General features: G+C 68.4%; 21 protein-coding genes. 2 read left to right on the top strand and 19 right to left on the bottom strand.

What is annotated here, in order from left to right; translation table 11 throughout:
- Positions 1-9: 9 nt before the first annotated feature.
- On the bottom strand, positions 10-624 hold the full coding sequence (locus tag ABFY20_RS08805) for a hypothetical protein (protein ID WP_368499560.1): 615 nt from the start codon (positions 622-624) through the stop codon (positions 10-12).
- A gap of 54 nt (positions 625-678) precedes the next feature.
- Here ABFY20_RS08805 and ABFY20_RS08800 point away from each other — a divergent pair, with 54 nt between their 5' ends.
- Positions 679-1569, top strand: a complete 891-nt coding sequence (locus ABFY20_RS08800; protein WP_368499559.1) for an A/G-specific adenine glycosylase — start codon at positions 679-681, stop codon at positions 1567-1569.
- Positions 1570-1647: 78 nt separating this feature from the next.
- Here the strand turns inward: ABFY20_RS08800 and rbfA are convergent, their stop codons facing one another.
- From rbfA to ABFY20_RS08775, 5 genes are all read right to left on the bottom strand, one after another.
- Positions 1648-2085: a 30S ribosome-binding factor RbfA gene (rbfA, locus tag ABFY20_RS08795; protein WP_368499558.1), complete on the bottom strand. Its 438-nt coding sequence runs from the start codon at positions 2083-2085 to the stop codon at positions 1648-1650.
- A 152-nt stretch (positions 2086-2237) separates the two neighbouring features.
- Positions 2238-5060 carry a translation initiation factor IF-2 gene (infB, locus tag ABFY20_RS08790; protein WP_368499557.1) on the bottom strand — a complete coding sequence of 941 codons (2823 nt, stop codon included), beginning with the start codon at positions 5058-5060 and terminating at the stop codon, positions 2238-2240.
- Positions 5061-5144: 84 nt separating this feature from the next.
- Complete coding sequence (locus tag ABFY20_RS08785) at positions 5145-5417, bottom strand: YlxR family protein (protein ID WP_368499556.1); 273 nt, start codon at positions 5415-5417, stop codon at positions 5145-5147.
- A 169-nt stretch (positions 5418-5586) separates the two neighbouring features.
- Positions 5587-6585 carry a transcription termination factor NusA gene (nusA, locus tag ABFY20_RS08780; RefSeq protein ID WP_368499555.1) on the bottom strand — a complete coding sequence of 333 codons (999 nt, stop codon included), beginning with the start codon at positions 6583-6585 and terminating at the stop codon, positions 5587-5589.
- Between the two features lie 58 nt (positions 6586-6643).
- On the bottom strand, positions 6644-8407 hold the full coding sequence (locus ABFY20_RS08775; protein WP_368499554.1) for a proline--tRNA ligase: 1764 nt from the start codon (positions 8405-8407) through the stop codon (positions 6644-6646).
- Positions 8408-8532: 125 nt separating this feature from the next.
- Between ABFY20_RS08775 and ABFY20_RS08770 the strand changes: the two genes are divergently transcribed.
- The gene (locus ABFY20_RS08770; RefSeq protein ID WP_368499553.1) at positions 8533-9048 is read left to right on the top strand and encodes a methylated-DNA--[protein]-cysteine S-methyltransferase; all 516 of its coding nucleotides are present in this window, start codon (positions 8533-8535) and stop codon (positions 9046-9048) included.
- Positions 9049-9061: 13 nt separating this feature from the next.
- Here the strand turns inward: ABFY20_RS08770 and ABFY20_RS08765 are convergent, their stop codons facing one another.
- The 13 genes from ABFY20_RS08765 to ABFY20_RS08705 all read right to left on the bottom strand — a co-directional run bounded on the left by ABFY20_RS08765 (position 9062) and on the right by ABFY20_RS08705 (position 19452).
- Positions 9062-9811, bottom strand: a complete 750-nt coding sequence (locus ABFY20_RS08765) for a YaaA family protein (protein ID WP_368499552.1) — start codon at positions 9809-9811, stop codon at positions 9062-9064.
- A gap of 76 nt (positions 9812-9887) precedes the next feature.
- Positions 9888-10154, bottom strand: a complete 267-nt coding sequence (locus ABFY20_RS08760; RefSeq protein ID WP_368499551.1) for a F0F1 ATP synthase subunit epsilon — start codon at positions 10152-10154, stop codon at positions 9888-9890.
- A gap of 2 nt (positions 10155-10156) precedes the next feature.
- Positions 10157-11620, bottom strand: a complete 1464-nt coding sequence (atpD, locus tag ABFY20_RS08755; protein WP_368499550.1) for a F0F1 ATP synthase subunit beta — start codon at positions 11618-11620, stop codon at positions 10157-10159.
- 23 nt (positions 11621-11643) lie between these two features.
- Positions 11644-12546, bottom strand: a complete 903-nt coding sequence (locus tag ABFY20_RS08750; protein WP_368499549.1) for a F0F1 ATP synthase subunit gamma — start codon at positions 12544-12546, stop codon at positions 11644-11646.
- A gap of 2 nt (positions 12547-12548) precedes the next feature.
- Positions 12549-14186 carry a F0F1 ATP synthase subunit alpha gene (gene atpA / locus ABFY20_RS08745; protein WP_368499548.1) on the bottom strand — a complete coding sequence of 546 codons (1638 nt, stop codon included), beginning with the start codon at positions 14184-14186 and terminating at the stop codon, positions 12549-12551.
- A 53-nt stretch (positions 14187-14239) separates the two neighbouring features.
- Positions 14240-15037 (bottom strand): F0F1 ATP synthase subunit delta, encoded by a 798-nt coding sequence (locus tag ABFY20_RS08740; protein ID WP_368499547.1) that lies wholly within the window; start codon positions 15035-15037, stop codon positions 14240-14242.
- A gap of 4 nt (positions 15038-15041) precedes the next feature.
- Positions 15042-15590 (bottom strand): F0F1 ATP synthase subunit B, encoded by a 549-nt coding sequence (locus ABFY20_RS08735; RefSeq protein ID WP_368499546.1) that lies wholly within the window; start codon positions 15588-15590, stop codon positions 15042-15044.
- A 30-nt stretch (positions 15591-15620) separates the two neighbouring features.
- Positions 15621-15857 (bottom strand): ATP synthase F0 subunit C, encoded by a 237-nt coding sequence (atpE, locus tag ABFY20_RS08730; protein WP_269909045.1) that lies wholly within the window; start codon positions 15855-15857, stop codon positions 15621-15623.
- Between the two features lie 48 nt (positions 15858-15905).
- Positions 15906-16688, bottom strand: a complete 783-nt coding sequence (gene atpB, locus ABFY20_RS08725; RefSeq protein ID WP_368499545.1) for a F0F1 ATP synthase subunit A — start codon at positions 16686-16688, stop codon at positions 15906-15908.
- Between the two features lie 192 nt (positions 16689-16880).
- Positions 16881-17351 (bottom strand): hypothetical protein, encoded by a 471-nt coding sequence (locus ABFY20_RS08720; protein ID WP_368499544.1) that lies wholly within the window; start codon positions 17349-17351, stop codon positions 16881-16883.
- A 3-nt stretch (positions 17352-17354) separates the two neighbouring features.
- Positions 17355-18551, bottom strand: a complete 1197-nt coding sequence (locus ABFY20_RS08715; protein ID WP_368499543.1) for an MraY family glycosyltransferase — start codon at positions 18549-18551, stop codon at positions 17355-17357.
- Between the two features lie 3 nt (positions 18552-18554).
- Complete coding sequence (locus ABFY20_RS08710) at positions 18555-19217, bottom strand: L-threonylcarbamoyladenylate synthase (protein WP_368499541.1); 663 nt, start codon at positions 19215-19217, stop codon at positions 18555-18557.
- 46 nt (positions 19218-19263) lie between these two features.
- Positions 19264-19452: a PLDc N-terminal domain-containing protein gene (locus ABFY20_RS08705; RefSeq protein ID WP_368499540.1), complete on the bottom strand. Its 189-nt coding sequence runs from the start codon at positions 19450-19452 to the stop codon at positions 19264-19266.
- Between the last annotated feature and the right edge of the window lie 20 nt (positions 19453-19472).

Here is a 19472-nt window from a genome sequence, read left to right as displayed (position 1 = left end):
CCTGCAACGCTAACAGGAGTCGGCGAAGCTCCGACGCGGCCGCTCGGGGTCGTTCACGTCGATGATGGCGCTCGCCCCGAAGCGGGGCCCGGCCTCGGCCTGGTAGAGCTCGTCGGCACCGGCGACCACCTCGGGCAACCCGAACCGGCGGGTCTCGAGGTAGGCAGTGAAATTGAGCTGGCCGCGCAGGCCCGGCCGCTGCAGGAAAGGGCCGTCGAGCACGAGCACGGCGTCGGCGGGGGCGGTGAGCCAGCGCGACTCACGAGCCGTGTCACGCTCGGCGTCGAACGACGCGGTCTGGAAACCGGCGCTGCCACCCAGGCGGAAGGGCTCGACGAGCACCCGCTTCAGGGTCGAGTCGTCGTAGCGGTCGAAGTAGTAGCCGGCGGCGGAGTCGGCGCCCCGCAGCTCGCGCTCGACCCTGGGCCTCTGGAAGTCGTCGAGGGAGGCCCTGAAGGTGTCGACGCCGTCGCGGCGGAACGCCTCGGCCAGGGAGTCGGCGAAGCGCGCCGTGCCCTCGACGCCGTCGACGCCGACGATCACCCGGCCGCGCCGGTAGTTGTGCCGGATCTCCCCCACCAGGGCGTCGGCGAAGTCGGACTCGGGGGTCGGCGGTTGCACCATGCTCCGAGTGTACGACCGTGCGGGGCGGGTGCTGCCGCCGCCTACAGTGGAAGGATGCCCGCATCCGCAGCACCGCGCGAGGAGTTCGCGCGTCTCGTGGTCGACTGGTTCACCGTGCACGCCCGCGATCTGCCGTGGCGCCGGCCCGGCTTTCCGCCGTGGGGCACGCTGGTGAGCGAGTTCATGCTGCAGCAGACGCCCGTGGTGCGGGTCATCCCGCGTCTCGAGGAGTGGCTGCGACGCTGGCCCACGCCGGCCGACCTCGCGGCGGAGCCCCCCGGCGAGGCGGTGCGCGCCTGGGAGTCGCTCGGCTATCCGCGCCGCGCCCTGCGACTTCACGCCTGTGCCGTCGCGATCGCCGAGCGTCACGACAACGCCGTACCCGACGACGTCGACGCGCTGCTCGATCTCCCGGGCGTGGGCGACTACACGGCGCGTGCGGTGGCCGTGTTCGCGTTCGGTTCGCGCCATCCGGTCGTCGACACGAACATCCGCCGGGTGATCGCGCGGGCGGTCGACGGGCTTCCGGATGCACCGGCACCCAACGCGAGGAGAGACCTGCCCGCGATGACCGCCCTGCTGCCCGCCTCCGACGACGACGCGGCGCGGTTCAACGCGGGGATGATGGAACTCGGGGCGCTGGTGTGCACGGCTCGCTCCCCGAAGTGCGAGAGCTGTCCGCTGGCGTCGGTGTGCGCGTGGCGCGCCGCCGGCTACCCGGAGACGGAGGTCGCGCGCAGGCCCGTGCAGAAGAAGTACGAGGGCTCCGACCGGCAGGCGCGCGGTGTCGTGCTGCGCGAGCTGCGCGCCGTCGACGGGCCCGTGCGGCACGAGCGGCTGCGCGCCGCACTCCCCGAGGCGGCACGCCTCGGTCGCGCCCTCGAGGGACTCCTCGCCGACGGCCTCGTCGTTGCCGTCGGCGACGACCTGTACGCCCTCCCGTAGCCGTCGGCCCGTCGAGAGAGCACGAAGCGCCTCCTCCGCGGTCGGGAGGGGGCGCTTCGTGCTCTGTCGAGGCGACCGTCAGTCGTCTTCGTCGAGGGTCTTGGGCTTGACGTAGGGGTCGGCTTCGCCGGCGTACTGGGCGCCCTTGGCGAGGCCTTCGACCTGGGCGTCGCGCGCGCGGGCCTCGGCGAGCAGGTCGTCGAGCACCTTCGCGTTCTCGGGCAGCGCGTCGGCGATGAACTCGAGCGACGGCGTGAGCCGCGCGGTGATGTTCTTGCCCACCTCGCTGCGGAGCATCCCGGTCGCCGACTTCAGCGCCGCAGCCGAGTCGGCCCGCTCCTTCTCGTCGCCGTACACGGTGTAGAAGATCGACGCGTGCTGCAGATCTCCCGTCACCCGCACATCCGTGATCGTCACGAAGCCGAGCCGGGGATCCTTGATCCCCTTCTCCAACCTCCGCGCCACGATCTCCTTGATCCGATCCGCCATCTTCGCAGCCCTCTGAGGATCAGCCATGTCTCTCTCTTCTCTCTCACACTCACATCACCATCGACCGTGCCGGGGGTGAACGCAAGGAATCCGAGGGGGGTCTTCGCTCCCCGCCGCCTTTGAGCTGCGCTCAACCCCTAGGCGGGGAGTGAAGATCCCCCTCGGATTCCGACCGAAGGTCAGACCCGCGGCTTCTCTTTCATCTCGATGGTCTCGATCTCATCGCCCACCTGGATGTCGTTGAACTTCCCGAGCCCGATACCGGCTTCGAAGTCCGTGCGCACCTCGGTGACGTCGTCCTTGAAGCGACGCAGCGACTCGATGGCGAGGTTGTCGCCGACGACGACGCCCTCGCGGATGACCCGGGCCTTGGCGTTGCGCGTGATCGTTCCCGACCGCACGATGACACCGGCGATGTTGCCGAACTTCGACGAGCGGAAGATCTCGCGGATCTCGGCGACACCCGACTGCACCTCTTCGAACTCGGGCTTGAGCATGCCCTTGAGCGACGACTCGATGTCGTCGAGCGCGTTGTAGATGACCGAGTAGAAGCGGATGTCCACTCCCTCACGGGCTGCACGCTCGCGCGCCTTCGTGTCGGGTCGCACGTTGAACCCGATGATGATGGCGTTGTCGACGGTGGCCAGGTTGACGTCGGACTCGGTGACCGCACCCACACCGCGGTGGATGATGCGGAGCTGAACCGAGTCGTCGACCTCGATCTTGAGCAGCGACTCCTCGAGTGCCTCGACGGCACCGGAGACGTCACCCTTGATGATGAGGTTGAGGGCTTCGACCTTGCCTTCTTCGAGGGCACGGGTGAAGTCTTCGAGCGAGATGCGCTTGCGGGCCTTGGCGAGCGACGCGTTGCGCTCGGCTGCTTCGCGCTTCTCGGCGATCTGACGGGCGGTGCGGTCTTCCTCGGTGACGAGGAAGGTGTCGCCGGCGCGGGGCACGGTCGACAGACCCTGCACCTGAACCGGACGCGACGGGGTGGCCGCGGTGACGGTCTCGCCGTTCTCGTCGACCATCGCACGCACGCGGCCGTAGGCGGTGCCCGCCACGATCGCGTCTCCGACGTGGAGGGTTCCCGACTGGATGAGCACGGTCGCGACGGCGCCGCGGCCCTTGTCGAGCTTGGCCTCGATGGCCACACCGCGTGCGTCCTTGTTCGGGTTCGCCCGCAGGTCGAGACCGGCGTCGGCGGTGAGGAGCACCGCGTCGAGCAGTTCCTGGATGCCGATGTTGTTGCGCGCCGACACGTCGACGAACATGACGTCGCCGCCGTACTCCTCGGCGACCAGATTGTACTCGGTGAGCTGCTGGCGCACCTTGGCCGGGTTCGCGTCTTCCTTGTCGACCTTGTTGACCGCGACCACGATCGGCACGTTGGCCGCCTGGGCGTGGTTCAAGGCCTCGATCGTCTGCGGCATGATGCCGTCGTCTGCGGCGACCACGAGGATGGCGATGTCGGTCACCTGCGCACCGCGGGCACGCATGGCGGTGAACGCCTCGTGGCCCGGGGTGTCGATGAAGGTGATCGGGCGCTCGATGCCCTCGTGCTCGGTGACGACCTGGTAGGCACCGATGTGCTGGGTGATGCCACCCGCCTCACCGGCGACCACGTTGGCGTTGCGGATCGCGTCGAGCAGGCGCGTCTTACCGTGGTCGACGTGACCCATGACGGTGACGACCGGGGGACGGATCTCCAGGTCTTCGTCGGTCTCGTCTTCCAGCTCCTGGTCGAGGTCGATGTCGAAGCCCTCGAGGAGTTCGCGGTCTTCGTCTTCCGGCGACACCATCTGGATCTTGTAGCCGAGCTCTTCGCCGAGCACCTGGAAGGTGGCCTCGTCGAGCGACTCGGTCGCCGTCGCCATCTCACCGAGGTGGAACAGCACGGTCACCAGGTTGCCGGGGCTCGCGTCGATCTTGTCGGCGAAGTCGGTGATGGAGGCACCACGACGAAGACGGATGACGGTGGAACCGTCGCCGCGGGGAACGCTCACGCCGCCGAGCGACGGGGCTTCCCTCAGCTCGAACTCGGCCCTCTTCGTCCGCTTCGACTTGCGCGCCTTGCTCTTGCCGCCACCGCGACCGAAGGCACCCGCGGTACCACCGCCGGGGCCACGGCCGCGACCGCCACCACCGGGGCGCGAGAAGCCGCCGGCGCCGGGAGCGCCGCCACCCGGGCGGAACCCGGGCGAACCGGGAGCCGGGCGAGCGCCGCCGCCCTGCGGGGCACCGGGACGGAAGCCACCGGCCGCGCCGGGGCGAGGTGCGCCCGGGCGCGGGGCGCCGGGACGGGGAGCACCCGGACGCGGAGCGCCGGGGCGAGGAGCGCCCGGACGCGGGATGGCGCCGTTCGCGCCACCACCGCTGCCGCTGCGGCCCATGCCCTGCTGGCTCGCGAAGGGGTTGTTGCCGGGGCGCGGGGCGCCGGGGCGCTGCATGCCCTGCTGGCTCGCGAACGGGTTGTTTCCCGGGCGCGGGATGCCGGGGCGCGGGGCACCCGGACGGGGCGCTGCACTGCCGCCGGCACCCGGAGCGGGGGTCGACGACGACGGAGTCGACGGGGCCTGCGCCGCGGGGGCCGCGGGAGCCGCCGGCGCGGGAGCCGAGGGGGCCGCGGGAGCGGGAGCGGCGGGAGCCGCCGACTCCGCCGGAGCGGCCGGGGTCGAGGCGGCCGCAGCCGCGGGAGCCGTCGGCGCCTGCGGTGCCGGAGCACCGGGGCGTGCGCTCGAGGGGGTCGGCGCACCGGGGCGGGCGCCCGGGCGGGGCGCGTTCGACCGGGGCGCGGCGGGAGCCGCGGCTGCGGCAGAGTCGCCACCTGAGGCGGCGCCGGCCTTGATCAGAGCTTCTTTGAGGCGTCGAGCCACGGGCGGCTCGATGCTCGAGGACGGGCCCTTGACGAACTGGCCCATCTCCTTCAGGGTCGCGAGGGCGACCTTGCTGTCGACGCCGAGCTCGGCGGCGACTTCATGTACGCGTGGTTTTGCAGCCACAATTCTCCTGTCTGGGGCCCGCCCCGGACAGGGCAGGCGTTAGTTGCGGACGGATCTCATTTCGAGCCGCTCATCAGTTGCCACTCATGGGTTCACGGTGCCGTTCAGCCTGTTCTCTACTGTCGACGTGCCGAGGGTTCCCTCGACACGGAGTGCGCGCCCGAAAGCCCGCCGCGTGACCGCGGCACGAAAGCATTCGGGTGAAGGGTGGAGCCACGCGCCACGGCCGGGAAGAGTGGCCGTCTCGTCGACGACCAGTTCAAGCCCTGTCGGGCCTTCGGCCCTGGCCACGACCCTCAGCAAGGAGGACCGGCTGGCGCGCGCGCGGCACCCCACGCACGTTCTAACGGGTTCCATCGTACTCCATATTCGCTGAACGCTCGCCGACCGACCCGGCCGCACCGAGCATCCGGAACTCTGCGATCAGTCCTCGTCGAGGATGGAATCGGGCTGGATGCTTCACATTCCACCGAGTAGCCGACGCGATGCGTCGTCTGCTCGGCGCGAAAATCGGCATCCAGCCCGATCAGTCCTCATCCAAAATGGAATCGGGCTGGATGTCGATCTTCGCGCCCGTGAGCTTCGCCGCGAGTCGAGCGTTCTGGCCCTCCTTGCCGATGGCGAGGGAGAGCTGGTAGTCGGGAACCAGGGCGCGCACGGCCTTGGTGTTCGCGTCGATGACGAAGGCGCTCGACACCTTGGCGGGCGAGAGCGCGTTGGCGACGAAGGTGGGCAGGTCGTCGGAGTAGTCGACGATGTCGATCTTCTCGCTGCCGAGCTCGGAGGTGACCGCACGCACGCGCTGGCCCAGCTCGCCGATGCAGGCGCCCTTGGCGTTCACACCGGGCTCGGTCGCCCGCACCGCGATCTTGGTGCGGTGACCCGCCTCACGGGCGAGCGACACGATCTCGACGACCCCTGAGGCGATCTCGGGAACCTCGAGCGCGAACAGCTTGCGCACGAGTGACGGGTGCGTGCGCGACACGGTGATCGACGGGCCCTTCGGGCCCTTGGCGACACTCGTGACGTAGACGCGGATGCGCGAACCGTGCGCGTACTCCTCGCCGGGCACCTGTTCCTCGGGCGGCATGATCGCCTCGATCGTGCCGAGGTCGACGTGCACCATCTTCGGGTTCGGACCCTGCTGGATGACGCCCGCGACGATGTCGCCCTCGCGCCCCTTGAACTCGCCGAGCACCTTGTCGTCGCCGATGTCGCGAAGGCGCTGGTTGATGACCTGCTTGGCGGCGAAGGCGGCGATGCGACCGAAGTCGCTCGGGTTCTCCTCCGCCTCGCCGATCACCACCCCGTCGTCGTCGATCTCGGGTACGAACACGCTGATGTGGCCCGACTTGCGGTCGAGGTGCACACGCGCCGACGGGGTGCCGTCGTCGAAGGAGGCGGGTCGGTCGGTGTGCTTCAGGTACGCCGTGAGGATGGCCTGCTCGATGATCACCACCAGTTCCTCGAAGGGGATCTCTCGTTCACGCTCCAGGAGACGTAAGACGCTGAGGTCGATGTCCACTTCCGGCCTCCTCTGTTCAGATCTGGACGCCGAAGTCTCCGGCAGTCAAACGTCTAGATTACCCGAAGCTCGCCGCGACGTCATCCAGGGCGACGCTCGTGCGCTCCCCCGTCGCCCGGTTCCAGAGCTCGACCTGACCCTCGGCGACCCCGCGCCCCACGATCACGATCATCGGCACACCGATGAGCTCGGCGTCGCCGAACTTCACACCGGGCGAGACCTTGGGGCGGTCGTCGTAGAGAACCTCGAGGCCCTTCGCCTCGAGGTCGGCGACCACCGACTCCGCGGCCTGGTAGACCTCGGCGTCGCGGCCGGTGGCGATCACGTGCACGTCGAACGGTGCGACCGAGGCCGGCCAGACGAGACCCTTCTCGTCGTTGTTCAGCTCGGCGATGATGGCCAGGATGCGCGTGACACCGATTCCGTACGAGCCCATGGTGACCGTCACCAGCTTGCCGTTCTCGTCGAGCACCTTGAGCCCCAGGGCCTCGGCGTATTTGCGGCCGAGCTGGAAGACGTGACCGATCTCCATGCCGCGGGCGAGCTCGACCGGGCCCGAACCGTCGGGGGCGGGGTCGCCCGCCCGCACCTCGGCCACCTCGACGATCCCGTCGGAGGTGAAGTCGCGCCCGGCGACCAGGCCGAACACGTGCTTGCCGTGCTCGTTGGCGCCCGTGATCCACCCGGTGCCGTCCACCACGCGGGGGTCGACGACGTAGCGGATGCCCGTGCTCGACTCCTCGCCGAGCACCGCACCGTCGGCCGACCAGGGCCCGATGTAGCCCTTCACGAGTCCCGGGTGTTTGGCGAAGTCGGCCTCGGTGGCCGCCTCGATCTCGGCGGGGGCGAAGGCCACCTCGGCGCGCTTGACGTCGACCTCGCGGTCGCCGGGGAGCCCGACGACGACGAGTTCGCGCGACCCGTCGAGGTTCGTGAGCGCCAGCACCACGTTCTTCAGCGTGTCGGCTGCAGTCCAGGCGCGGCCGTCGGGCCTGGGGTGCGCCTCGTTGGCCCTGTCGACGAGCGTCTGGATGGTGGGGGTGTCGGGGGTGTCGAGCACCTCGGCGGGGGTGAGCCCGTCGAAGGAGCGGGGCTCGGGCGGCACGGTCGTGTAGGCCTCGACGTTCGCCGCGTAGCCCCCGGCCGAGCGCACGAAGGTGTCTTCGCCGACGGGGGTGGGGTGCAGGAACTCCTCGCTCTTGGAGCCGCCCATCGCGCCCGCGTCGGCCTTCACGATGACGTACTCGAGGCCGAGGCGGGTGAAGATGCGCTCGTAGGCGTCTCGCTGGGCCTGGTAGGAGGCGTCGAGCCCCGCATCCGTGTAGTCGAAGGAGTAGGCGTCCTTCATCGTGAACTCACGGCCGCGCAGGAGGCCCGCGCGGGGGCGCGCCTCGTCGCGGTACTTGTCCTGGATCTGATAGATCGACAGCGGCAGGTCTTTGTAGCTCGAGTACAGGTCTTTCACGAGCAGGGTGAAGACCTCTTCGTGCGTGGGCGCGAGCACGAAGCCGGCGTCCTTCCGGTCGTTCAGCCGGAACATGCCGGGGCCGTACTCGACGTAGCGGCCGGTTGCCTCGTAGGGCTCCTTCGGCAGCAGGGCGGGGAAGTGCACCTCGAAGGCGCCGGCGGCAGCCATCTCCTCCCGGATGATCGCCTCGATCTTCGCCTTCACGCGCAGCCCCAGCGGCAGCCACGCGAAGATCCCCGGTGCCTGTCGGCGGATGTAGCCGGCCCGCACGAGGAGGCGGTGGCTGGTCACCTCGGCGTCGGAGGGGTCTTCGCGGAGCGTACGGAGGAAGTAGTTCGAGAGGCGTGTAGGCACGAGAACGAGTGTAGCCGCGAGCTGCGGGGCGGTCTGTTCTGCACAGGCGAGCGGATGCGCGCCCCTGTCCACAGGCGCGCACCGGTCGGGTTCAGGGCGACCGCGCTGTGCGTAGCGTCGCGCCCATGGACACACTGACGCAGATCCGCTCGGCCTCTCCCTATCTGCAGCGCTGCAGCACGCCCATCGGCCGGGTCGAGGTGATGAGCGACGGGGAGAGCATCACCGGCGTGGGCCTCGAGCACAACGGCATGCTCCCGCACGACGGTCTGGCGTTCGACTCGACGGCGGTGGCCGATGAGGCCATCGCGCAGTTGCTCGACTACTTCCAGGGCACGAGGCGCCGTTTCACGGTGCCCATCGCCCACTACGGCACGCCGTTCCAACTGCAGGTATGGCGGGTGCTCGCGGCGATCCCCTGGGGTCACTGCACGAGCTACGGGGCGATCGCGGCGACGGTGGGGCGCGCGGGTTCGGGCAGGGCCGTGGGCGGAGCGATCGCCTCGAACCCCACTCCCCTGCTCGTCGGCTGCCACCGGGTGCTCTCGGCTGCCGGCCGAGTCACGGGGTGGAGCTGGGCCGACGGCACGCGCACCAAGTCGTGGCTGCTGCACCACGAGCGCATCCCCCACCTCCTGTGAAGGCGGTCGCGGGTCAGACCTCGAGAACGAGCTCGCCGTCGGCCGCGAGCGAGAGGCGGTGACCGCTCGCGGCCCCCCAGGCGATCAGCTCGTCGACGTCGGCGAAGTCGACGCCGTGCTGCACGAGGGCACGCACGAGCTCGCCCTTGCCCTTCTTGTTGAAGTGGTTGAGCGCACGCCGCACGCCGTCGTCGCCGGTCGTCACGACCCGGAGGAAGTAAGTGCGCGAGGCCGCGGGTGGAACCGGGCCGAGGTGCACGTAGGCCTCCGAGCGCAGGTCGAGCACCAGCTCGTCGCGATGGGCGAGCAGCTCCTTCGAGACGGCCTCGGCCCACACCGTCTTGATCGAGGGCGCGTCGAGCCGCGAGTCGTGGGAGAGACGGTAAGCGGGGACCGGGTCTCCGGCGCCGACCAGCCCGAACAGGGCCGAATGGATTCGCACGTGCTCGGCCGCGAAAGCGCGCGCCGCGGGATCGAGAGCGGGAGCGTCGAGGGCTTCGTACAGCACCCCCGTGTAGCGGTCCATCGCGGGCATGGTCGCGCTCTTCGTGACGAGGCGGTTACGCTCCACCTCGAAGGCGAGCTTCGGGCCGAGCTTCAGCCGCTGCATCATCTCGTCGGGGGTGCGGGCGAGCGTCGCGACCCGACGCACCAGCGGCTTCCGCACCCGCGTCAGCGCCGGGTGCGACAGCGCCGCGAAGTCGAGCGGCGCGCCCTCTCCCCCGTCGCGTTTGGTCTCGGAGGGTGGCAGCAGCACGAGCACGCGCATCCCCTTTCACGAAGAAAGACCGCCGCACCCGGCTCCGAGGAGCGGGTGCGGCGGTCGGGTGTCTTGACGGCTACTTGATCAGCTCGGCGTCGCGAGCGACGATCGTGACTGTGTCGTTCTCCACGGAGAGGAACCCGTCGTCGGCGCGAACGACGAGTCGCTCACCGCTGGCGGCGTTCACCCGCACCTCGCCCGCCGAGAGGATGGCGAGCAGCGGCTCGTGACCGGCCAGGATGCCGATCTCGCCCTCGACCGTCTTGGCGATCACCATCGTCGCGTCGCCGGCCCAGATCTGCTGATCGGCCGAGACGACGCTGACGCTGAGGTTCTTCGCCATGATCAGCCGTTCTCCTTCTGGATCTGCGCCCACTTCTCCTCGACGTCGGAGATGCCACCGACGTTGAAGAAGGCCTGCTCGGCGACCGAGTCGAACTCGCCCTTGACGATCGCGTCGAACGACTCGATGGTCTCCTTGAGCGGAACGGTCGAGCCCTCGACACCGGTGAACTTCTTCGCCATGTAGGTGTTCTGCGAGAGGAACTGCTGGATGCGCCGGGCGCGGGCCACGGTGATCTTGTCTTCCTCGGAGAGCTCGTCGACACCGAGGATGGCGATGATCTCCTGCAGCTCCTTGTTCTTCTGCAGGATCTGCTTCACGCTCGTCGCCACGCGGTAGTGGTCGGCGCCCAAGTAGCGCGGGTCCATGATGCGCGAGGTCGAGGTGAGCGGGTCGATCGCCGGGTAGAGACCCTTCGACGCGATCTCACGCGAGAGCTCGGTGGTGGCGTCGAGGTGGGCGAAGGTGGTCGCCGGAGCCGGGTCGGTGTAGTCGTCGGCAGGCACGTAGATCGCCTGGAGCGAGGTGATCGAGTGACCACGGGTCGAGGTGATGCGCTCCTGGAGCACACCCATCTCGTCGGCGAGGTTCGGCTGGTAGCCCACCGCGGAGGGCATGCGGCCGAGCAGCGTCGACACCTCGGAGCCCGCCTGCGTGAAGCGGAAGATGTTGTCGATGAACAGCAGCACGTCCTGGTTCTGCACGTCGCGGAAGTACTCCGCCATGGTCAGAGCCGACAGGGCGACGCGAAGACGCGTTCCCGGCGGCTCGTCCATCTGGCCGAAGACGAGCGCGGTCTTGTCGAAGACGCCCGCCTCCTCCATCTCGTGGATGAGGTCGTTGCCCTCACGGGTGCGCTCGCCGACACCGGCGAACACCGACACACCACCGTGGTCCTGCGCCACGCGCTGGATCATCTCTTGGATGAGGACGGTCTTGCCGACGCCCGCACCACCGAACAGGCCGATCTTTCCACCCTGCACGTACGGGGTGAGGAGGTCGATCGACTTGATGCCGGTCTCGAACAGGTTGGTCTTCGACTCGAGCTGGTCGAACGCCGGGGGCTTGCGGTGGATGGGCCAGCGCTCGGTGATCTCGATGGTCTCGCCGGGCTCGGCGTTGAGCACCTCACCGATGACGTTGAAGACCTTGCCCTTGGTGACGTCGCCGACGGGCACCGAGATGGCAGCGCCGGTGTCGCGCACCTCCTGGCCGCGCACGAGACCGTCCGTAGGCTTCAGGGCGATGGCGCGCACGAGGTCGTCGCCGAGGTGCTGAGCGACCTCGAGCGTGATCTCGGTGGCGGTGTCGCCGATGGTGATCGTGGTCTTCAGGGCGTTGTAGACCTCGGGGATCGAGTCATGGGGGAACTCGATGTCGACCACGGGCCCCGTGACGCGCGCAATTCGGCCGACGCCGCTGGGCGCCTCGGCGGCCGGGACTGGCGCGATAGCAGTGTCAGTCATTGTGCTTCTCTTTTCTTCGATGACTACTTGGCGGAGCTGAGCGCGTCGGCGCCGCCCACGATTTCGGAAATCTGCTGCGTGATCTCGCTCTGACGCGCGTTGTTGGCAAGACGCGTGTAGTCGCGGATGAGGTTGTCGGCGTTGTCGCTCGCCGACTTCATCGCCTTCTGGCGCGCGGCGTGCTCGGCGGCCGCCGACTGCAGCATCGCGTTGAAGATGCGGCTCTCGACGTAGATGGGCAGCAGCTTGTCGAGCACCGTCTCGGCGTCGGGCTCGAACTCGTAGAGCGGGTAGACCTCGTTCGACGAGGCCTCGGGCGCTGCGCCCTCGACGATCTCGAGCGGGAGCAGACGCACGACCTCGGGAACCTGGGTCACCATGCTCACGAAGCGGTTGTAGACGAGGTGGATCTCGTCGACGCCACCCTCCTGGTCGTCGAGGTTGTAGGCCTCGACCACAGCATCCGCGATCTCCTTGGCCGTCTCGAACACGGGCTGGTCGGTGCCGCCCGTCCACGAGGCCACCGAGGCGCGCTTACGGAAGCTGAAGTACCCGACCGCCTTGCGACCGACGAGGTAGTACACGACCTTCTTGCCCTCGCTCCGCAGGAGCTCGGCGAGCTGCTCGGCCTCCTTGAGGATGGAGGACGAGAAAGCGCCCGCGAGACCGCGGTCGGAGGTGAAGATGACGATCGCCGCGGTGTCGAGCTTCTCGCGCTCGCTGGTGAGCGGGTGATCGACGTTCGAGTACGTCGCGACCGCCGAGACCGCACGGGTGATGGCGCGCGAGTACGGGGCCGAGGCGGCCACGCGCTGCTGCGCCTTCTGGATGCGCGAGGCGGAGATGAGCTCCATCGCCCTCGTGATCTTCTTGGTCGTCTGGGCAGACTTGATCTTCTGCCGGTAGACCCTGAGCTGAGCACCCATCTCTAGCGGCGACCCTTGACGATCTTCTCCTGGCCGACGTCTTCCTTGGCGGTGGCGTCGAACTGCTCCTTGCCCACCGAGGCGAGCGGCTTGCCCTCACCCGTCTGGAACTCGAGCTTGAACTGGTCGACCGCCTTGTCGAGCGCGGCGACGGTGTCGTCGTCGAGCTTGTTGGTCTCGCGGAGGGTGGTGAGGATGTCGGTGGTGCGGCCGATGTAGTCGAGCAGCTCGGCCTCGAAGCGCAGGATGTCTTCGACCGGCACCTCGTCGAGCTTGCCCTTCGTGCCGGCCCAGATCGAGACGACCTGCTGCTCGACCGGGAACGGGGAGTACTGCGGCTGCTTCAGCAGCTCAGTGAGGCGGGCGCCGCGGGCGAGCTGACGACGCGAGGCGGCGTCGAGGTCGGAGGCGAACATCGCGAAGGCCTCGAGCGAGCGGTACTGGGCGAGCTCGAGCTTGAGCGTTCCCGAGACCGACTTGATCGACTTCACCTGGGCGTCGCCACCGACTCGCGAGACCGAGATGCCGACGTCGACAGCGGGGCGCTGGTTGGCGTTGAACAGGTCGGACTGGAGGAAGATCTGGCCGTCGGTGATGGAGATCACGTTCGTGGGGATGTACGCCGAGACGTCGTTGGCCTTGGTCTCGATGATCGGGAGGCCGGTCATCGAGCCGGCGCCCAGCTCGTCGGAGAGCTTGGCGCAACGCTCGAGCAGACGCGAGTGCAGGTAGAACACATCGCCGGGGTACGCCTCGCGTCCCGGCGGGCGACGCAGCAGCAGCGACACGGCGCGGTAGGCCTCGGCCTGCTTCGACAGGTCGTCGAAGATGATGAGGACGTGCTTGCCGCCGTACATCCAGTGCTGGCCGATGGCCGAGCCGGTGTAGGGGGCGAGGTACTTGAAGCCGGCGGGGTCGGAGGCCGGGGAGGCGACGATGGTGGTGTACTCCATCGCTCCGGCGTCTTCGAGGGCGCCCTTCACCGAGGCGATGGTCGAGCCCTTCTGGCCGATCGCCACGTAGATGCAACGCACCTGCTTGTTGACGTCGCCCGACTCCCAGTTAGCCTTCTGGTTGATGATGGTGTCGATCGCGATGGCGGTCTTGCCCGTCTGGCGGTCGCCGATGATGAGCTGGCGCTGACCGCGGCCGACGGGGATCATGGCGTCGATCGCCTTGATGCCGGTCTGCAGCGGCTCGTGCACCGACTTGCGCTGCATGACGCCGGGGGCCTGGAGCTCGAGCTCGCGGCGGCCCTCCGCTGCGATGTCGCCGAGGCCGTCGATCGGGTTGCCGAGCGGGTCGACCACGCGGCCGAGGTAGCCGTCGCCGACGGGCACCGACAGCACCTCGCCGGTGCGAGTGACCTCCTGGCCCTCCTCGATGCCGGTGAACTCACCGAGCACCACGACACCGATCTCGTCCTCGTCGAGGTTCTGGGCAAGGCCCAGGGTGCCGTCGGCGAAGCGGATGAGCTCGTTGGCCATCACACCGGGGAGTCCTTCGACGTGCGCGATGCCGTCGGCGGCGTCGACGACGTAGCCCACCTCGGTGGTCGCCGCCTTGCCGGGCTCGTACGCCGCGACGAAGTCTTTGAGAGCGTCGCGGATCTCATCGGGGCGGATCGTAAGTTCAGCCATCGTTTTCCCTTTTCTGATGGGGTATGCCCCCAGTGTGTTCCTGTGCGCGCCGATCAGCCGGCGAGCTGAAGTCTCAAATCGTTGATGCGGGTGGCGACACTGCCGTCGATGACGTCGTCGCCGATCTGGATGCGCACACCGCCGACCACGGACGGGTCGACGATCTGGTTCACCTGCACCGCACGGCCGTACTGGCCCGCGAGGGCCGACTCGAGCCGCCCGCGCTGGGCCGCGCTGATTGGAGCCGCAGTGGTGACCGTGGCGACGGCGGAGCCGGACTGGTCGGCGACGACGCTCGAGGCGAAGCGGAGCAGCTCACCGATGCGGCGGCCACGGGGCTGGGTGATGAGCTGACGCACGATGGCGACCGTCTGCGCCGAGAAGCGGCCTCCGAGCAGACGCTCGACGAGCGCGCGCTTCTGGTCGGTCGAGCCGAGCTTCGACCCGAGGGCCAGCTCGAGCTCGGCGTCGCCGGAGACAGCGCGCGCGAACTCGAACAGCTCCGAGTCGATGGCGAGACCAGCCGGAGCCGAGCTCGCCACGGCGCGGATGCCGATCTCCTCGATGCCGGCGAGCAGGTCGCTCTGCGTCGACCAGCGGCTGGTGGCCACCGTCTCGAGCAGACCCACCGTGACGGCCGAGTACGAGGGGCCGAACAGCCGGGAGACGAGCGCGGCCTTGGCGGCCGGCTCGGCTCCGGGGTCGGAGAGGGCTCCGAGCAGGTGCGACGAATCACCGATGATCCGACCAGCGGCGAAGAGCTCTTCTCCCGTGGCCAGATCGACCTGGGAGCCCAGAGCCGCGAGGCGGTCTCTGGCGTCACCGAGGGCTACTCTGGTCGCGCTTCCCATCGTGTTACTTCTTTCCTGAGGTGTCAGCCTCGAGGTCGGCGAGGAACCGGTCGACGAGGGCCGTGGCCTTGGCGTCGTCGGAGAGGGACTCCCCGATCACGCCGGAGGCCAGGTCGATCGCCAGCGTGCCGACCTCGGAGCGGAGCGAGACGAGGGCTGCCTGACGGTCTGCCTCGATCGCCACCTGGGCGTTGGCCTTCACGCGCTCGGCGTCGCTCTGCGCCTGCGCCTGGATGTCGGCGCCGATGCGCTGGGCGTCGACACGGGCCTGCTCGCGGATCTTCGCGGCCTCGGCGCGCGCCTCGGCCAGCTGAGCGGTGTACTGCTGAAGAGCGGCCTCCGCTTCGCGCTGAGCGATGTCGGCCTTCTCGATGTTCCCCTCGATCGCGGCGGCACGCTCGTCGAGGAGCTTCTTCATGCGAGGCAGCACGAGCCTCCAGAAGAAGAAGAGGATGACGACGAAGCACACGAACGACCAGATGATGTCGTACGGAGCCGGGATGAGCGGGTTCGTCGATTCGCCCTCGGTCGCAGCCAGAACTGCCTGAAGCATTCCAGCCTCCTTATCGATCGAAGCGGGCTACTAGTTGGTGAAGATGAAGTAGGTAGCGATACCGATGAACGCAAGCGCCTCGGTGAACGCGATACCGATGTACATCAGCACCTGGAGACGGCCGGCGAGCTCGGGCTGCCGGGCGACACCCTCGATGGTCTTGCCGACCACGATGCCCACGCCGATGGCGGGGCCGATCGCTGCGAGGCCGTAGCCCATGGTCGCGACGTTGCCGGTGACCTCAGCGAGGATCGATACATCTGCCACGTTGTGTTCCCTTTCGTGATGGTGGTTCAGGCGGACGCCTGGAACCGCTTAGTGTTCCTCAGCCAGCGCGAGCTGGATGTAGACGGTGGTGAGCAGGGCGAAGACATAGGCCTGGAGCACGGCCACCAGGATCTCGAACAGCGTGAAGACGAAGCCGAAGGCCAGGGTGCCCACGCCGAACAGCGACCAGAAGCCGCCCGCGGTGAAGAAGAAGAACTGGGTGGCCGCGAAGAAGAGCACCAGGAGGAGGTGGCCCACGACCATGTTCATGAGGAGTCGGAGCGTCAGCGTGATGGGCCGGAGCACGAAGGTGGAGACCAGCTCGATCGGCGTGACGATGATGTAGAGGGGCCACGGCACCCCGGGCGGGAACAGCGCGTTTTTGAAGAACGCCCCCGGGTGCTTCTTGAGACCGGCGTAGATGAACGCGAACCAGGCCACGACGGCGAGCACGAGCGGCACACCGATGACCGAGGTACCGGCGATGTTCAGGAACGGGATGATACCTGTGATGTTCATGAACAGCACCATGAAGAAGATCGTGGTGATGAGCGGCAGGAAGCGACGACCGTCCTTCTTGCCCAGCAGGTCTTCGGCGATGTTCACCCGGGCGAAGTCGAGGCCCATCTCGACGACCGACTGGAAGCGACCCGGAACCACCTTCATGCGGCGGGTGCCGATCCAGAAGATGAGGACGATGGCCAGCACCGCCAGGAAGCGGATGAGGATGATCCTGTTGATCTCGAACGGCGTGCCAGCGAAGAAGATGACCTCGGGGAAGAATTCCTCGATCGATGGGCCGTGGAAACCGCCGTCATCGGAGGTGGCCATCGGGGCTAGCAGGTTCACAGCGTTAGCTATCAGCGCTATCTCCTGTTTCGGGGCGTGGAACTGGTCAGAGTTCTCGCGACGACGAACGGTGGGGGGTTGTGCGAACTCCGGACGCTGAAGGCGACTTCGGTCGGCGGAACGTGCATCCTAACCCTATCAAGTGTTGGGAGCTCCTGACGAATCGGCAGGCTCTCAGTGGCCGCCCGGGAGCTTCACATCCGACGCGTACGGCATGCGCCCCTTCGCCACCACCACGACGTCGACCACCAGCGTGCCAATGACCGCCACGACGATGCTGAGGAAGAGGATGAGGTCGTTCACGAACGGCTGGCCGCGAAGCAGCACCACGAGCACGATGAACAGCACGAACTTCACGATCCACGAGCCCAGCACGATGACGAAGAACAGTGTCGTGTAGAGCGGCGACGCGGTGAATCGGTTGGCCACGAGGATGCTCGCCGCGGTGATGCCGGCGAACACCAGCACCATGGCGGTGCCGATGAGGGCGCTCACCGTTCCGGTCCATCCGTCGGCGAGGTAGCCGACCACTCCTCCCACCACGGCGATGACCGCGGCCAGCAGGGCGTCGAACTTGAGGATCGTGGCGAAGATGCCGCTCGAGCTCGGGGTCGGGTAGTTGCCTTTGATCACGGGGTCGGTCACGGCTCAGGGCTCCTTGATGGGGTCGGCTGCCGCGTCGAGCGGGTCGTCGCCGGCTTTGAGGTCGGCTTCGAGGGTACCGGCATCGGCTGACTGGGCAGCGATCTCGCGGCGCTTCAGGGGGCTGAGGGGGGCGAGCGTGAACGCGGCGCACACCACGATGCCCACCCCCAGGAAGATGAAGGCGAGCCAGTACGGCGTCAGCACGAACAGCAGCAGGCAGCCCACCGAGATGACGGCCGTCCAGCCGTAGAAGATGAGCACGGCCTGCAGGTGCGAGTGACCCATGTCGAGCAGGCGGTGGTGCAGGTGCTTCCTGTCGGCGCTGAACGGGCTCTTGCCCGCTCGGAGGCGCCTGATGACGGCGAGACTGAAGTCGAGCAGTGGCACGACGAGGATGGCGAAGGGCAACAGGATCGGCAGGAACGCGGGGAACAGCTGCGATCGGCCGAGCTGGGCCGGGTCGACCTGACCGGTGACGGCGATGGCGCTGGTGGCCATGAGCAGGCCCACCAGGAGCGCACCGGCATCGCCCATGAACAGCTTCGCGGGGTGGAAGTTGAGCGGCAGGAAGCCCGCGCAGGCTCCGATGAGCACAGCGGTGATGAGCGACGCGAGGTTGAAGTAGTCGGTGGGCGAGGTGTCGCGGGCCAGCAGGTAGCTGTAGAGGAAGAAGACGCCGTTCGCGATGAGGGCGACCCCGGCCACCAGCCCGTCGAGCCCGTCGATGAAGTTGATTGCGTTCATCACGAGCACCACGGCGAGGATGGTGATGAACAGCGACATGCCGCTCGAGCCGATGGTGAGGCCACCGATCGGCAGCGAGACGATCTGCACGCCCTGCCAGGCGAGGAGGCCTGCGGCGATGATCTGGCCGGCGAGCTTCGTGAGCCAGTCGAGGTCCCAGATGTCGTCGGCGACGCCGATCGCGACGATGATGAAGGCGGCGCCGAGGATCGCCCAGACCTTGCCCGGTTCGGCGAACACCAGGTGGAACCAGCTGATCTGCGAGGCGACACCGATGGCCACCACCACGCCGAGGAACATGGCGATGCCGCCGAGCCGCGGGGTGGGGCGGGTGTGCACGTCGCGCTCGCGGATCTTCGGGTACAGCCGGTAGCGGTGGCTGAGCTTGTAGATCACCCAGCTCAGGCCGAAGCTGACGACCGCCGAGACGAGTGCGACGAGGAGGTAGAACCGCATGGATCAGGCGCCGGGTCCTGGCGCCAAGAGCTCCCCCACGACCTCGCGGATGCGCTCCTCGGCCACGGCGCCGGCACGCACGATGCGCAGCATCCCGTCGTCGCCCGTCGCATCGACGATCGTGGAGGCGAGCGTGTCGGAGCGCTCACCGGCGTCGAGGTAGACCTCGACGCTGTCGCCGAGCATCTCCACCGCCTCGGCGGCGCTCGTGGCGGCGGGACGGCCGGTGAGGTTGGCGCTCGAGACGGCGAGCGGCCCGGTCTCCTGCAGCAGCTCGAGGGCCAGCGGGTCGGCGGGCATGCGCAGCGCGACCGTGCCGTTCGTGTCGCCCAGATCCCACATCAGCGACGGCGTGGCGCGGAGGATGATTGTGAGGCCGCCCGGCCAGAACTCGGCGACGAGCGTGCGCGCCGCCTCGGGGATGTCGGTGGCCAGGGCGTCGAGCGTCGCGAGTGCGGGGATGAGCACGGGCGGGGGCGACTGGCGGGTGCGGCCCTTCGCGTCGAGGAGGCGCTGCACCGCGCGCGGGGAGAAGGCGTCGGCCGCGATGCCGTAGACCGTGTCGGTGGGGATGACGACGAGCTCGCCCCGGCTGATCGCACCGCGGGCGAGGCGCATTCCGGAGAGGAGCTCGGAGGACACGGAGCAGTCGAATGTGGCAGCCATCGAGCCTCAATGATAGTCGCGGTGGCCGGGAGAGGCCCGCACGACGTCAGCGGTTGACGCGACCGCGCCCGAAGATCAGCCAGAGGATCGACCCGAGGATGGAGAGGAAGAATGCCACGAGGATCCAGACGAACTTGCCGAGGCCCCCGTGGTTCGGGTTCCTGACGATCGACACCACGGTGACGATGAAGATGATGAGCCCGACGATGCCGAAGGTGAAGCTGATGGGTTCCATGCTGCCGAGTGTACCGGCGC

The sequence above is a fragment of the Herbiconiux sp. A18JL235 genome, from assembly GCF_040939305.1.
GTDB lineage: Bacteria > Actinomycetota > Actinomycetes > Actinomycetales > Microbacteriaceae > Herbiconiux.
The sequence above is the reverse complement of the archived record's forward strand: the minus strand, read 5'-3'. Positions and strand labels throughout refer to the sequence as shown.